The organism is Pseudomonas sp. PDM13 (assembly GCF_025685765.1).
Classification (GTDB): domain Bacteria; phylum Pseudomonadota; class Gammaproteobacteria; order Pseudomonadales; family Pseudomonadaceae; genus Metapseudomonas; species Metapseudomonas solani.
In genome coordinates, this window is sequence record NZ_JAOTQU010000036.1 from 44813 (window position 1) to 59756 (window position 14944).

Here is a 14944-nt window from a genome sequence, read left to right on the forward strand (position 1 = left end):
AAAAAAGGCGCCTTGAGGGCGCCTTTTTTCTAGAACCTGATTTCCCTTGGTTGCACTGTGCCCCGGTTTCCCGGGGCATCGTGCCGTGTCCGCTCAGCCCAGGTTGAGGGCGGGGATCAGGTTGGTGTCGAGGGGCTGGCCCGGTACCGGAACCGGTGCGGCGAGGCCCAGGTTGTTCTTCTCGAACACCCGGTCGGCGCGGTAGCTGGAACGCACCAGCGGGCCGGCAGCGACTTCCATGAAACCTTTCTCCAGGCCGATGTCGCGGAAGCGGTTGAACTCTTCCGGGCTGACCCAGCGCTGCACCTTCAGGTGGTTGCGGGTGGGTTGCAGGTACTGGCCGAGGGTGAGGATGTCGACGCCGATGGCGCGCATGTCATCCATGGCTTCGAGCACTTCTTCGTCGGTCTCGCCCAGGCCCAGCATCAGGCTGGTCTTGGTCAGCAGGCTGGGGCGATGGCGCTTGGCATGCTCCAGCACGCGCAGGGTCTTCTCGTAGCCGGCGCGGGGGTCGCGCACTTCGTAGGTCAGGCGCTTCACCGTCTCGACGTTCTGCGCGAACACTTCGAGGCCGGAGTCCGCCACACGCTCGATGGCTTGCAGGTCACCGTTGAAGTCGGGGGTGAGGGCTTCCACCACTACGTTCGGGGTGCGCTCCTTGATGGCGCGCACGCAGGCCGCGTAGTGGGCCGCGCCGCCGTCGTCGAGGTCGTCGCGGTCGACGGAGGTCAGCACGATGTAGCGCAGCGCCATCAGCTCCACCGACTTGGCGGTGTTCTGCGGCTCTTCCTTGTCCAGCCAGCCGTTGGGGTTGCCGGTGTCCACGGCGCAGAAGCGGCAGGCGCGGGTGCACACCGAACCCATCAGCATGATGGTGGCGGTGCCGTTGGACCAGCACTCGCCCATGTTCGGGCAGTGGGATTCCTGGCACACGGTACTCAGGCGGTGTTCGCCGACATTGCGCTTGACCGCGTCGAAGCGGCTGCCACCGGGCGCCTTGACCCGCAGCCACTTGGGCTTGGGTTCGAATACCTGCGGCTCGGCCGAAGGGCGGCGCTTCTGGCCATCCTTGATCGCGGTGATGCCCTCGGCATTACGGAATTTTTCGCCACTGGCGACGGGTTTTGGCGAGGCTGTGTCGGACATCTGAACTGGCTCCGCTAGAGGCTCAGCTGGCTGCCACGGGGGCAAAAAAAGGGGGTGGCGCAGTTTATCACAAAGGTGGATACAGACTGGCAGCCACCTGGAGACAAATGACCAGGCGGTCAGCCCTTGCCGCCGGCCTTCCCGCAGGAGGGTCCGGTGGCCGGGCGAAGGCGGGGCTCAGCGTACCTTGCGCAGTTCGCCGAGCAGTTCCTGGTTGGGGTAGCCATCGGCTGGCCAGCCCAGGCGCTGCTGGTAACCACGGATCGCCTTGCGGGTGTTGGCACCGATGATGCCGTCGGCGGTGCCCGGGCTGTAGCCGTTGCTGGCCAGGGCTTCCTGCAGCTCGATGCGCTCGGTGCGGCTCAGGGGCTTGTCACCCTTGGGCCAGGTGCCGGCGATCAGCCCCTGGCCGTCGAAGCGCTGGGACAGCAGGCCGATGGCCAGGGCGTAGGACGAGGAGTTGTTGTACTTGAGGATGGCGCGGAAGTTGTCCAGCACCAGGAAGGCCGGGCCGCGATAACCGGCCGGCAGCAGCAGGTAGCCCCGTTCCTGCGCCAGCGAAGCGGGCAGGGGAGACTTGACCCCGAGGGCCTGCCACTCGGCCACCGTCTTGCGGATCTCGGTGTCGGCCTGGGCGTAGTCGAAGCCGGCGGGCAGGCGCACTTCGGCGCCCCAGGGCTTGCCCTTCTGCCAGCCGGAGGCCTGCAGGTAGTGGGCGGTGGAGGCCAGGGCGTCGGCGGTGGAGTTCCAGATGTCGCGGCGACCGTCACCGTCGAAGTCCACGGCGTGGGTGTTGTAGGTGGTGGGGATGAACTGGGTCTGCCCCATGGCGCCGGCCCAGGAGCCGCGCATGCCGCCGGGCTTGATGTCGCCGTGCTGGATGATCTGCAGGGCGGCGATCAGCTGGGCGTGGGCGAAGGCCGGGCGGCGGCCTTCGTAGGCCAGGGTGGCGAGGGAGCGGATCACCGACTTGTCGCCCATGAACTGGCCGAAGCTGCTTTCCATGCCCCAGACGGCGACCAGGGTCTGGCGGTCGACGGCGTAGCGTTGCTCGATGGCGTCCAGTATCCGCGCGTGTTCCGCCAGCAGGGCCTGGCCCTTGCGGACGCGGTAGGGCGACATGGCGCCTTCGAGGTACTCCCAGACCGGGCGGGTGAACTCGGGCTGGCTCTGGTCGGCCTTGACCACGGCAGGGTCCGGTTCGACGCCCTGGAAGGCCTGGTCGAAAATGGTGGCGCGGATGCCGGCCGCCAGCGCTTCCTGGCGGAAACGGTCACGCCATTGCTCGAAGGTTTCGTCGGGCAGGACGTCAGGCGCGAGCTGCTGCACGGTGGTTTGTGCGGAGGGGGAGGCGGGCTGGACGGGCGCGCTGGCCAGGGGGGCGGCGTTGCTCGGGGTGTCGGCGCAGGCGCTGAGGACTGCGAGGGTGGTAGCCACTGCCAGGCTGCGGAGGATCAGGCCGGGTACGGGGGCGAGGAGCATGGGGCGGTCTCGACAGCTGTAAAAACAAGCCGCGACCTTAACACGGATGGCCCTTTTCAGGCGGCCAGAAGCGAAGAAGCCTCCCAGTTACGGGAGGCTTCGCGGCGGTAGCTGCCTTTGCCTTTTGCCGGCTGTTCCTGGCGGCTGCGGAACAGGGGCTGGGCGATGATGCTTTTCGCCTTGTTGGGTTTCTTGCGCTGCTTGGCCATGGCCGGATCTCCACTGGGCGCCTGCGGGGTTGCAGGCGCGCGCATCTTGCGCCCGAGTGCGGGCGATGTCCAGTGTCAGGCGGCGGGGATGGGCAGGCGCTGGCCGGCGAGGCTGAGCGCGAGGTGCGCGAGGCCGATCCAGGGGTCGCCTGCGGCCTGGCCCTTGATCTGCGCGTCGATGCGCTGGGCGTCGCTGAGCAACTGGTTCCAGCGCGAGGCAGGGTGGCGTTGCAAAGCGCGGCTGACCAGCGGGCGGCGTTTGTCCCAGACCGGCGGGCGGGCGGAGGCGAAGGCCTTTTCCAGCGGCACGCCCTGGCTGTATTGCTGGGCGATGCCGGCCAGCTGGCGCAGCTCGCGGGCCAGGGCCCAGAGGATCACCGGGGTTTCCACGCCCTCGCCACGCAGGCCTTCGAGGGTGCGCAGGGTGTGGGCGGCTTCGCCATTGAGTGCGGCATCGATCAGCCCGAAGACGTCGAAGCGGGCGCTGTCGGCAACGGCGGCCTGCACGGTGGCAGCGTCGATCTGGCCGCCTTCGGCGAGCAGCTTGAGTTTTTCGATTTCCTGGGCGGCGGCCAGCAGGTTGCCTTCCACGCGGGCGGCGATCAGGTCCACCGCTTCCTGGTTGGCGGCGAGGCCGGCCTGGGCCAGGCGCTGGCGTATCCATTGCGGCAGCTGGTGGGCGTCCACCGGCCAGATCTGCAGGAACTGGGCATTGGGGCCGTCGATCAGCGCCTTGGCCCATTTGGTCTTCTGGGTGCTGCCGTCCAGCTTGGGCAGGCTCACCAGCAGCAGGGTGTCTTCCGGCGGGCGCGAGAGGTATTCGAGCAGGGCGGCGGCGCCCTTGTCCCCGGGCTTGCCGTTGGGGATGCGCAGCTCGAGCAGGCGCCTGTCGGCGAACAGCGAGAGGCTGGCACCGGCCTCGTGCAGTTGGCCCCAGTCGAAGCTGGTCTCGACGTTGAAGACCTGGCGCTCGTTGAAGTCGCGCTCGCGGCAGGCCATGCGGATGGCGTCGCAGGCTTCCTGGCACAGCAGCGGCTCGTCGCCACTGACGACGTAGACAGGGGCGAGGGTGCCTTGCAGGTGCTTGCTGAGTTGGGCGGCGTTGAGCTTCATGGGCGGGAAATGACCGGGGCCGCAGTAGCGGCCCCGTGCACCTTACTGGATGGGCAGTTGCAGCGGAGACTGCTGCGGCTTGGCCTCGTCGGCGCGACGCTCGGCTTCCAGGGCTTCGGCTTCCGCCTTGGCCTTGGCTTCGGCTTCGGCCTGCAGCTGGTCCAGACGCTCGGGGGTGATCAGCTGCAGGCGCATGGCCAGCTGCTGCACCACTTCGCGGCGCATTTCCTCACGCAGCTGGCTGGATTCCTGGGAGGAACCGATCAGGTTGTTGCTGTCGTGGGTGTAATAGCGCTGCACGTCCATGCGGTCGCTGAGCAGCAGCAGGTCGTTGTTGCCGCGGATCTCGTAGTCGACGGTGTAGCTCATCTCGTACTCGGCGCTGCGCGCGGAGCCGGTGTAGGTGGCGGTACGCTGGTCTTCCTTCTCGCGGGCAAGGACCAGGGTGTAGGGCGCGCCGGCGTGGACGTTGACGTTGCTCTTCTCCAGCAGCTCGCGCACCTGCTTGACGGTCTCGCCGTAGCTGTTGCGGCCAGTGACGTCGATTTCCTTCAGGGCGAACCGGGTGTCGCCGGTGCCGCGCAGTTGAAAGCCGCAGGCACTGAGCATCACGGCCAGACCCACGACCAGCAGATTCCGTTTCTTCATCTTTGTTTTCCCCTTGGCGAACGTACCGGGGCCGCGCTCCACACGCGGCCCCGGGCTCAATCAGTTGGCGACTATGTTGACCAGCTTGCCCGGCACCACGATGACCTTGCGGATCGTCAGGCCCTCGGTGAAGCGCAGCACGTTCTCGTTTTCCCGCGCGGTGGCCTCGACGGCCTCGCGGCTGGCGTCGGCCGGCACTTCGATCTGGCCGCGCAGCTTGCCGTTGACCTGGACCACCAGTTGCAGGGTGTCCTGCACCAGGGCACTTTCGTCGACCTTCGGCCAGGTGGCATCGATGATCGCGTCGGCGTGGCCCAGTTCGCGCCACAGCTCATGGCTGATGTGCGGGGTGATGGGGGCCAGCAGCAGGGCGACGGTTTCCAGGCCTTCCTGCAGCAGGGCGCGGTCCTGGGCGGTTTCCTGGGCGGCTTTCTCCAGCACGTTCATCAGGGTCATCACGGCGGCGATGGCGGTGTTGAACTTGTGGTGCTGGCCGACATCCTGGCTGGCCTGCTTGATGGCCAGGTGAATGGCACGGCGTACTTCTTTCTGCGCATCGCTCAGGGCGGCGGCGTCGAGGCTGCCCGGCAGGCCTGCATTGACGTGGGCCTGGCCCAGGCGCCAGACGCGGCGCAGGAAGCGGCTCGCACCTTCCACACCGGAGTCGGACCATTCCAGGCTCATGTCCGGCGGCGAGGCGAACATCATGAACAGGCGGCAGGTGTCGGCACCGTAGGCGTCGATCATGGCTTGCGGGTCCACGCCGTTGTTCTTCGACTTGGACATCTTCTCGGTGCCGCCGATTTCCACCGGCAGGCCGTCGGTCTTCAGGCGGGCGCCGATGACCTTGGCCTTCGCGTCACGCTCGACTTCGACGTCGGCCGGGTTGAACCAGTCCTTGCCGCCGTTCTCGGTGGTGCGGTAGTAGGTGTCGGCGATCACCATGCCCTGGGTGAGCAGGTTCTTGAACGGCTCGTTGGAGCTGACCAGGCCTTCGTCACGCATCAGCTTGTGGAAGAAGCGCGCGTAGAGCAGGTGCAGGATGGCGTGTTCGATACCGCCGATGTACTGGTCCACGGGCAGCCAGTGGTTGGCGGCGGCCGGGTCGACCATGCCCTTGTCGTAATGGGGCGAGGCGTAGCGGGCGAAGTACCAGGAGCTTTCCACGAAGGTGTCCATGGTGTCGGTTTCGCGCTTGGCCGCAGTGCCGCATTTCGGGCAGCTGCACTCATAGAACTCGGGCATCTTGGCCAGCGGCGAACCGGCGCCGTCCGGCACCACGTCCTCGGGCAGGACGACGGGCAGCTGGTCCTCGGGGACCGGCACGTCGCCGCAGCTCGGGCAGTGGATGATCGGGATCGGGCAGCCCCAGTAGCGCTGGCGGCTGATGCCCCAGTCGCGTAGGCGGAACTGGGTGCGCGCCTGGCCGAGGGATTTCTTCTGCAGGGCCACTTCGATGGCGTCGAAGGCACCGGGGAAGTCCAGGCCGTCGAACTCGCCGGAGTTGATCAGCTGGCCATGCTCGCCATAGGCGGGCTGCCACGGGACCGGGGTTTCGTCGCCCGCGCTGGTGCGCACCACGGCTTTCACCGGCAGGGCGTACTTGGCTGCGAACTCGAAGTCGCGCTCGTCGTGGGCGGGCACGGCCATCACCGCGCCTTCGCCGTAGTTCATCAGGACGTAGTTGGCGACCCACACCGGCAGCTTCTCGCCGGTCAGCGGGTGCTCGACGAACAGGCCGGTCGGCAGGCCTTTCTTTTCCTGGGTGGCGATGTCGGCTTCGGCGACGCCGCCACGCTTGCATTCATCGATGAAGGCCTGCAGTTCGGCGGCCTTGTCGGCCGGCAGCTTCTGCAGGGCGATGGCGGCCAGCGGGTGCTCGGCGGCCACGGCCACGTAGGTGGCGCCCATCAGGGTGTCCGGGCGGGTGGTGAAGACCTTCATCACGCCGGCCTGGCCGATGCTGGCCGCGTCGTAGGGGAAGCTCACTTCCATGCCGCGGGACTTGCCGATCCAGTTGCGCTGCATGGTCTTGACCTGCTCGGGCCAGCCATCCAGGTCGTCCAGGCTGCTCAGCAGCTCATCGGCGTAGGCGGTGATCTTGAAGTAGTACATCGGGATTTCGCGCTTCTCGATCAGCGCGCCCGAACGCCAGCCACGGCCGTCGATGACCTGCTCGTTGGCCAGTACGGTCTGGTCCACCGGGTCCCAGTTGACGGTACCGTTCTTGCGGTAGATGACACCTTTCTCGAACAGGCGGGTGAACAGCCACTGTTCCCAGCGGTAGTAATCCGGCTTGCAGGTGGTGACTTCGCGGGACCAGTCGATCGCCAGGCCCAGGCTTTTCAGCTGGGTCTTCATGTAGTCGATGTTTTCGTAGGTCCACTTGGCAGGGGCGACGTTGTTCTTCATCGCGGCGTTTTCCGCCGGCATGCCGAAGGCGTCCCAACCCATGGGCTGCAGGACGTTCTTGCCCTGCATGCGCTGGTAGCGGGCGATCACGTCGCCGATGGTGTAGTTGCGCACGTGCCCCATGTGTAGCTTGCCGCTCGGGTAGGGGAACATCGACAGGCAATAGAAGGTGTCCTTGCCGGGCTGTTCGCTGACTACAAAGGATTTCTGCGAATCCCAGTGGGATTGCGCGGCGGCTTCGATTTCGCGGGGCTGGTAGTTTTCGTGCATGGCTACTTGCGCTGAGAAATGGGCATTCAGATCCGCTGCTGTCCCGGATTCGGTAGGCCTGATCTGAAAAGGAAATTCGAGCGCCGTAGCATACATGACCCCCCTCTGCTGAGGGAAACCCTGATTGTCCGCCGCCCGGGCGCGGCCCACCGTTTGTCGCGGCAGCCTGCCGGTTCGGCACCTGGCGCTAAGCTATTCATTAGCTTTGTAAAAGTCGGATGCGGTAACGAGGTGGTGGTAGATGGGCGATTTGCGGCGGGCGGAATCGGCGGGCGGGCTCTACGAGCGATTGCTGCATCGCCTGGCGCTCGCCCTGGATGAAGCCGACACCGCCGTCCGCCTGCGTGACGAACACCCCCGCGAACTGGAGCTCAAGGGACTGACCCCCGCCGAGCTCGAACTGATCCGCGCCTACCTCGACAACGACCTGCACTGGCTGCGTGGCTGGCATGCGGCCGCCGAAGAGCTGGCGCTGATCGAGCAGCAGCCGGCCAAATCCAAAGTCACTCGCACCGCCGCCAAGGCGCCCACGGCCTCGCCACGTGTCGCCAAACCCCTGTTCAAGCGCCGCCAGCAACTGGTTTGTGCGCTCTGTGGCGCGGCTGCCAGCTGGCAGCGTGGCCAGGGCGTGCAGGCCTGTCCCACCTGCGGTTCGCAGCTTTTCCGTACCGGTAATCCCCGTTAGGCTTCGCGCACCTTTGGAGGTGCCCGATGCCCATTCGCTATTTCTTCAAACAATTGCTGCTGCCGCCCGGTGGCCTGTTGCTGCTTCTGCTGGCCGGCTGGTGGTTGCGCCGGCGCAGCCCGCGCCTGGCGCTGTGCTGCTTCGTGCTGGGCTTTGGCGGCTTGTGGGCGATGAGCCTGCCGGTGGTGGTCGAGTGGTCGGCACGGGCGCTGGAAACCGAAACATCCTTGACCCGGGATGAGTGGAGCGGCCTGGCCGGGCGTGCCCAGGCCATCGTCGTGCTCGGTGCCGGGCGCATGCGTGGCGACCCCGCCTGGGGCGAGGACCAGCCCAGCCTCCTGGCCATGGAGCGGGTGCGCTATGCGGCCTTCCTGGCCAAGGCCAGCGGCCTGCCGGTGCTGACCTCCGGCGGCCTGCATTACGGCACCCCGCCCAGCGAGGCGGCGATCATGGCCAGGACCCTGGAGCAGGAGCTCGGCGTGCCCGTGCGCTGGCAGGAAGGGACCAGCCGCACCACCTGGGAAAATGCCGTGGAAAGCGCACGCATCCTCAAGGCCGAAGGCATCGACAAGGTGGTGCTGGTGACCCAGGCGCACCACATGCAGCGGGCGCGCTGGTGCTTCGAGAAGGTGGGGCTGGAGGTGGTGACGGCGCCCACGGGCGCCTATGGGGTGCCGGTCTCGCAGCCCTTCGGTGGCTGGTTGCCCGAGGCGCCAGCGGTATGGAGGAACGGCATGCTGCTCAACGAGTGGATCGGGCTGATCGCCTATCCGCTGGTCTATCGCTGAGCTTCCGTGCGTCCCGGGCTGAAGCCCGGGCTACGGTGGTGCGGCCCCGGTTACGGTCCGGGGCGCGGGGTCAGACGGTCTTGGCGATGCGGCTGGCCAGCAGGGCCCAGCCGAACAGCAGGCCGCAGAGGATCACCAGCGGCCAGGCACGCCATTTCAGGTAGGGCGTCAGCTCCTGCATGGGCACCACTTCGCCGTAGAGGGTGGCCTTCTGGAACTGGGGGATGCTGGCGGTGATCTGGCCGAAGGGGTCGATCAGCGCGGTGACGCCGTTGTTGGTGGCGCGGATCATCCAGCGGCCGGCTTCCAGGGCGCGCATCTGCGCCATCTGCAGGTGCTGCAGCGGGCCGATTGAGGTGCCGAACCAGGTGTCGTTGCTTACCGTCAGCAGCAGTTCGCTGTTGGCCGAGAGGCCGGCGGCGAACTCCGGGTAGACCACCTCGTAGCAGATGAAGGGGGCGATGCGGTACCCCTTGGCCAGCAGCGGCTGCTGGTCGGCCGGGCCACGGGCGAAGTCCGACATGGGCAGGTCGAAGAAGGCGATCAGGCCGCGCAGCATGTCCTGCAGGGGCACGTACTCGCCGAAGGGCACCAGCTTCTGCTTGAGGTAGGTGCCTTCCCCTTCACCGATCACGGTGATGCCGTTGTAGTAACGCTTTTCACCGCGCTCGTTGAGTTGGCGGATCGGCACCCCGGTGATCAGGGTGGCCTGGCGGTCGTGGGCGAAGCGGTTCATCACCGAGAGGAAGCCATCGGCGTATTCCTTGAGCACCGGCACGGCGGTTTCCGGCCAGATGATCAGGTCGGCCTTCTCGGCGCTGAAGGTCATGTCGCGGTACAGCGCCAACTGGGCGTTGAGCTGCTCCGGGTCCCACTTCATGTTCTGTTCGACGTTGCCCTGCAGCGCGGCGACCTTCAGCGGCTCGCCGGCGGGTTTGGTCCAGGCATGGCCTTTCAGGGCCTGGCCGGCGATCCAGGGGGCGACCAGCAGCACCAGGCCGGCAGCGAGGAAGCCCGGGCGTGTGCGCAGGCGCACCAGGTTGACCAGCAGGGCGGCGGTCAGCGCGAGGACGAAGGACACCAGCCACATGCCGCCCACCGGGGCGAGCCCGGCCAGGGGCGCGTCGAGCTGGCTGTAGCCGGCGTAGAGCCAGGGGAAGCCGGTGAGGAACCAACCCCGGAAGGCCTCCTGGGCCAGCCACAGGGCGGCGAAGGCCAGGGCGTCGGCCAAGGGCGCTTCGCTGCGGCGGAACCAGCGTGCCCAGACGATGGCGGGCAGGGCGAAGAACAGGGCGACGCCGGCGCTGAAGCCACCGGTGAGGAAGGCCGCCAGCGGCACCGAGGCGGCGCCGTAGTCATGGATGCTGACGTAGATCCAGCTGGTGCCGGCGATGAACAGGCCGAAGCCGTAGCACCAGCCGCGGATGAAGGCGGCCTTGGGCGCCAGGTCGCGCAGGCCGAGGTAGAACAACGCCAGGGACAGCAGCGAGAGCGGCCAGATATCGAAGGGCGCGAGGGCGAGCGGGGTGAGCGCGCCGGCCGCCAGGGCCAGCAGGTTGCCCGGCCAGCCGGGGCGGGTGATCCAGTTCATGCACAGTCCTTGGGCTTGGTGGCGCGGTCGCGCCCGGGGAGTTCATCGCGGCGCAGTCTAGCCGGGCCGCGCCCACGCCGTGAAGCGGGGCGCGGCGTGGTCTCAGCGGGACAGCGGGCTGAGGCGCAGCAGGTGCAGGCGGCGGCTGTCGGCGTTGAGCACGCGGAAGCGGAAATCGCCGATCTGGGTGACTTCGTTGCGCTTGGGCAGGTGGCCGAAGGCGCCCATCACCAGGCCGCCGACGGTGTCGAACTCGTCTTCCGAGAAATCGGTTTCGAAGAATTCGTTGAAGGCGTCCACCGGGGTCAGTGCCTTGACGATGAAGTCGCCGCTGGGCAGCGGCTTGATGTAGCTGTCTTCCTCGACATCGTGCTCGTCCTCGATGTCGCCGACGATCTGCTCCAGCACGTCCTCGATGGTCACCAGGCCGGCGACGCCGCCGTATTCGTCGATGACCACGGCCATGTGGTTGTGGTTGGCACGGAATTCCTTGAGCAGGACGTTGAGGCGCTTGGATTCGGGGACGAAGGTCGCCGGGCGCAGCATGTCCTTGATGGCGAAGGGGCGCTCCGGGTCCTGGAGGATCAGCGGCAGCAGGTCCTTGGCCAGGAGGATGCCCATCACGTCATCCAGGCCCTCGCCGATCACCGGGTAGCGCGAGTGCGCGGCGTCGATGATCGCCGGAAGGAATTCCTTCGGGCTCTGGTTGGCCTTGATGCTGATCATCTGCGAGCGCGGCACCATGATGTCGCGTACCTGCAGGTCGGCGACCTGAATTGCACCTTCGACGATCGACAGGGCTTCGCTGTCCAGCAGCTTGTTCTGGTGCGCTTCACGCAGGAGCTCAAGCAGCTCCTGGCGGTTCTTCGGCTCATGGGCAAAGGCCTGGGTCAGCTTTTCCAGCCAGGACCTGTGCCCGTTGCTCGATCGATCTTCGCTCATATGTCCTTGCTCGGTGCCTTCTTATTCGTCATCGCGGTAGGGGTCGGGGTGGCCCAGTTCAGCCAGCAAATCCCGTTCCAGCGCTTCCATTTCTTCGGCTTCTTCATCTTCGATGTGGTCGTAACCGAGAAGATGCAGGCAGCCATGAATCACCAGGTGCGCCCAGTGGGCGTCCAGGGCCTTGCCCTGTTCAGCGGCCTCGCGGGCCACCACCGGGGCGCAGATCACCAGGTCGCCGAGCAGCGGGATATCCAGCAGCTCGTCCGGCACGTCGGCGGGGAAGGACAGTACGTTGGTGGCGTAGTCCTTGTGCCGCCAGGTGTGGTTCAGCTCGCGGCCCTCGGGCTCGTCCACCAGGCGGATGGTCAGCTCCGAGTCGGCGCTGCGCTGACGCAGGGCCAGTTCGCACCAGCGGCGGAAGTCGGCTTCGCCGGGCAGCCCGGGGGCTTCACTGGCCAGTTGCAGGTCGAGTTCAAGCATCGGCGTCGATCGCACCCGGGTCGTTGTCGGCAGGCTTGGGCTTGGGCTGATTGCGGTTGTCGTAGCGGTCATAGGCTTCGACGATGCGCTGCACCAGCGGGTGGCGGACCACGTCCTGGGACTTGAAGTGGGTGAAGGCGATACCCGGCACGTCACGCAGCACATCGATCACGTGGGTCAGGCCGGAGCGGGTGCCGCGCGGCAGGTCGACCTGGGTGATGTCGCCGGTGATCACGGCCGTGGAGCCGAAACCGATACGGGTGAGGAACATCTTCATCTGCTCGAGGGTGGTGTTCTGACTCTCGTCGAGAATGATGAAGCTGTTGTTAAGGGTGCGGCCGCGCATGTAGGCGAGCGGGGCGACCTCGATGACCTGTTTCTCGATCAGCTTGGCCACCTGCTCGAAGCCGAGCATCTCGTACAGGGCGTCGTAGAGCGGGCGCAGGTAGGGGTCGATCTTCTGCGACAGGTCGCCGGGCAGGAAGCCGAGCTTCTCGCCGGCCTCGACCGCCGGGCGCACCAGCAAGATGCGGCGGACCTGTTCACGCTCCAGGGCGTCCACGGCGCAGGCGACGGCGAGGTAGGTCTTGCCGGTGCCGGCCGGGCCGATGCCGAAGTTGATGTCGTGATCGAGGATCGATTTGACGTAGCGCTGCTGGTTGGCGCCGCGCGGGCGGATCATGCCCTTGCGGGTGCGCAGGGCGACGCTGGTGTCGACCTTGGCGGGGGTGGCCAGCTGCTCCATGCCGGTTTCCTGGAGGAACAGGTGGACCATGTCCGGCGACAGCTCGCTGGCTTCGGTTTCACGGTAGAGGCGGCGCAGGAGGTTTTCCGTGGCCTGGGTACGCTGGGCGTCGCCAACCAGTTCGAACTGGTTGCCGCGGTTGCGTATCTCGATGGCCATACGCTGTTCGATCAGCCGCAGGTGCTCGTCGAATTGGCCGCAAAGGTTGGCGAAGCGACGGGCTTCAAAGGGTTCCAGGGTGAAGCGGTGCAAATCCAGGGGTGCGTTCAATGTCGTCTGTATGTGGCCGCCGAACGGCAGGGATAGGAAAGGAAGAATAAACCCAGGTGCCCGACTGTGAAAGCTCGGGCATCTCGGAATTCAGTGCAGGGTCTCGTTGATCAGGGTGCCACGCAGGGAGTGGGGCAGGGCGTCGTCGATGTGGACGTCGACGAACTGGCCGATCAGCCGCGGGTTGGCACTGCGGAAGTTGACGATGCGGTTGTTCTCGGTGCGGCCCTGGAGCATGCCCGGGTCCTTCTTGGAAAAGTCGCTGACCAGGATGCGCTGGGTGCTGCCGACCATCCGTCGGCTGATCTCGAAACCCTGCTGGTGGATGCGGCCCTGGAGGATCATCAGGCGCTGCTTCTTGACCTCGTCCGGGGTGTCGTCCACCAGGTCGGCGGCGGGGGTGCCAGGGCGCGAGCTGTAGATAAAGGAGAAGGAGAAGTCGAAGCCGACGTCTTCCACCAGCTTCATGGTGGCTTCGAAGTCTTTCTCGGTTTCGCCGGGGAAGCCGACGATGAAGTCGGAGCTGATGCAGATATCCGGCACCGCCGCCTTCAGCTTGCGCACGCGCGACTTGTATTCCAGCGCGGTGTGGTTGCGCTTCATCGCCGCGAGCACGCGGTCGGAGCCCGCCTGCACCGGCAGGTGGACGAACTTCACCAGCTCGGGCACCTCGGCGTGGGCCAGGATCAGCGCATCGGAGAATTCCAGCGGGTGCGAGGTGGTGTAGCGCAGGCGGTCGATGCCATCGACGGCGGCGACTACGCGGATCAGCTCGGCGAAGTCGGCGATGCGGCCGTCATGGGTGGTACCCCGGTAGCCGTTGACGTTCTGCCCGAGCAGGGTGATTTCGCGCACGCCGTTGTCGGCGAGGTGGATCACCTCGGCGAGCACGTCGTCGAAGGGGCGGCTGACTTCCTCGCCACGGGTGTAGGGCACGACGCAGAAGGTGCAGTACTTGCTGCAGCCTTCCATCACCGAGACGAAGGCGCTGGGGCCGTCGACGCGAGGCTCGGGGAGGCGGTCGAATTTTTCGATCTCGGGGAAGCTGATGTCCACCTGGGGCACGCGGGTGCTGCGTGCCGCGTCGATCATTTCCGGCAGGCGGTGCAGGGTCTGCGGGCCGAAGACCACGTCGACATAAGGGGCGCGATCACGGATCGCCGCCCCTTCCTGGCTGGCCACGCAACCACCGACGCCGATCACCAGCTGCGGATTCTGCTGCTTCAGGTCACGCCAGCGGCCCAGTTGCGAGAACACCTTGTCCTGCGCCTTTTCGCGGATGGAGCAGGTGTTGAGCAGGATGACATCGGCGTCTTCGGCGCGCTCGGTCACTTCCAGCGCCTGGTGTTCGCCCAGCAGGTCGACCATGCGCGAGGAGTCGTACTCGTTCATCTGGCAACCGTGGGTCTCGATGTAAAGCTTCTTGGCCATGCACGTTCGTCGGGTGGTTCGAAGAACCGCGCATTATAGTCGGCAGGCGCCTGGCTTCCTAGCGTCCACCGTCCGGAGCCGTGCTATGCTTCGCGCCCCTCGAACTTCCCCCTCCTGCCGCCTCCTCCATGACCAAGCGCGACCCGATCTACAAGGTGATCTTCCTCAACCAGGGCCAGGTGTACGAGATGTACGCCAAGCAGATCTACCAGAGCGATCTGTGGGGTTTTCTGGAGGTAGAGGAATTCGTCTTCGGCGAGCGCACCCAGGTGGTGGTCGACCCCAGCGAAGAAAAGCTCAAGGCCCAGTTCGAAGGCGTGGTGCGCAGCTTCGTGCCCATGCACGCCATCATCCGCATCGATGAAGTCGAACGCCTCGGCACGCCGAAGATCAGCGAAGCCAAGGTCACCGGCAACGTCATGCCGTTCCCGATGCCGATGCCGGATAAGAGCAGCTAAAAGTCTGAAAGCGGCAAGCTGCAAGCTTCAAGTAAAAGCATCCGGCTTGGAGCTGCGACGTAGCTGCTAGTGCGTAGGATGGGTCGAGCGTAGCGAAACCCATGCTGCCGATGCTCGGCATGACTCCGAAATGGTGGACCGGTGAAGCGCGGTCCACCATCCAGGTTCCGAAAACAGATAAGCCGGGGGTTGACGATATCCGTCGAGCCCTCAGGCTGCGCCGCTTGCCGCTTGCCGCTTGCCGCTTGCCGCTTGCCGCTTGCCGCTTGCCGCT

The 14944-nt window shown here is 66.2% G+C and carries 14 protein-coding genes; 3 read left to right on the forward strand and 11 right to left on the reverse strand.

Annotation, left to right across the window (positions count from 1 at the left end; genetic code table 11):
- Nucleotides 1-93: 93 nt before the first annotated feature.
- The 6 genes from lipA to leuS form a co-directional block, all read right to left on the reverse strand.
- Nucleotides 94-1146, reverse strand: coding sequence for a lipoyl synthase (gene lipA / locus OEJ36_RS27900; RefSeq protein WP_263404279.1), 1053 nt, complete (start codon nt 1144-1146; stop codon nt 94-96).
- 177 nt (nt 1147-1323) lie between these two features.
- Complete coding sequence (locus OEJ36_RS27905; RefSeq protein WP_263404280.1) at nt 1324-2628, reverse strand: lytic murein transglycosylase; 1305 nt, start codon at nt 2626-2628, stop codon at nt 1324-1326.
- 56 nt (nt 2629-2684) lie between these two features.
- Entirely contained in the window at nt 2685-2837 is a 153-nt protein-coding gene (gene arfA / locus OEJ36_RS27910) for an alternative ribosome rescue factor ArfA (protein WP_021221480.1), read from the reverse strand.
- Nucleotides 2838-2912: 75 nt separating this feature from the next.
- On the reverse strand, nt 2913-3950 hold the full coding sequence (gene holA / locus OEJ36_RS27915) for a DNA polymerase III subunit delta (RefSeq protein ID WP_021221479.1): 1038 nt from the start codon (nt 3948-3950) through the stop codon (nt 2913-2915).
- Between the two features lie 42 nt (nt 3951-3992).
- Entirely contained in the window at nt 3993-4598 is a 606-nt protein-coding gene (lptE, locus tag OEJ36_RS27920; protein ID WP_263404281.1) for an LPS assembly lipoprotein LptE, read from the reverse strand.
- A gap of 60 nt (nt 4599-4658) precedes the next feature.
- Nucleotides 4659-7280, reverse strand: a complete 2622-nt coding sequence (leuS, locus tag OEJ36_RS27925; RefSeq protein ID WP_263404282.1) for a leucine--tRNA ligase — start codon at nt 7278-7280, stop codon at nt 4659-4661.
- A gap of 241 nt (nt 7281-7521) precedes the next feature.
- Between leuS and OEJ36_RS27930 the strand changes: the two genes are divergently transcribed.
- Together OEJ36_RS27930 and OEJ36_RS27935 are read left to right on the forward strand one after the other, a co-directional pair.
- The gene (locus tag OEJ36_RS27930) at nt 7522-7965 is read left to right on the forward strand and encodes a hypothetical protein (RefSeq protein ID WP_263404283.1); all 444 of its coding nucleotides are present in this window, start codon (nt 7522-7524) and stop codon (nt 7963-7965) included.
- 26 nt (nt 7966-7991) lie between these two features.
- A complete protein-coding gene (locus OEJ36_RS27935; protein WP_263404284.1) occupies nt 7992-8753 on the forward strand; it encodes a YdcF family protein in 762 nt (253 codons plus the stop codon).
- A gap of 70 nt (nt 8754-8823) precedes the next feature.
- Here the strand turns inward: OEJ36_RS27935 and lnt are convergent, their stop codons facing one another.
- The 5 genes from lnt to miaB form a co-directional block, all read right to left on the reverse strand.
- Entirely contained in the window at nt 8824-10344 is a 1521-nt protein-coding gene (gene lnt, locus OEJ36_RS27940) for an apolipoprotein N-acyltransferase (protein WP_263404285.1), read from the reverse strand.
- A 102-nt stretch (nt 10345-10446) separates the two neighbouring features.
- A complete protein-coding gene (locus OEJ36_RS27945) occupies nt 10447-11286 on the reverse strand; it encodes an HlyC/CorC family transporter (protein WP_021222012.1) in 840 nt (279 codons plus the stop codon).
- Between the two features lie 21 nt (nt 11287-11307).
- Nucleotides 11308-11766 (reverse strand): rRNA maturation RNase YbeY, encoded by a 459-nt coding sequence (gene ybeY / locus OEJ36_RS27950; protein WP_263404286.1) that lies wholly within the window; start codon nt 11764-11766, stop codon nt 11308-11310.
- Entirely contained in the window at nt 11759-12781 is a 1023-nt protein-coding gene (locus tag OEJ36_RS27955; RefSeq protein ID WP_263404287.1) for a PhoH family protein, read from the reverse strand. The genes ybeY and OEJ36_RS27955 overlap by 8 nt, the downstream gene beginning before the upstream one ends.
- 90 nt (nt 12782-12871) lie before the next feature.
- Nucleotides 12872-14212, reverse strand: coding sequence for a tRNA (N6-isopentenyl adenosine(37)-C2)-methylthiotransferase MiaB (gene miaB, locus OEJ36_RS27960; protein WP_184489641.1), 1341 nt, complete (start codon nt 14210-14212; stop codon nt 12872-12874).
- A gap of 128 nt (nt 14213-14340) precedes the next feature.
- Between miaB and OEJ36_RS27965 the strand changes: the two genes are divergently transcribed.
- Nucleotides 14341-14670, forward strand: a complete 330-nt coding sequence (locus tag OEJ36_RS27965; protein WP_021222008.1) for a DUF1820 family protein — start codon at nt 14341-14343, stop codon at nt 14668-14670.
- Nucleotides 14671-14944 lie beyond the last annotated feature (274 nt).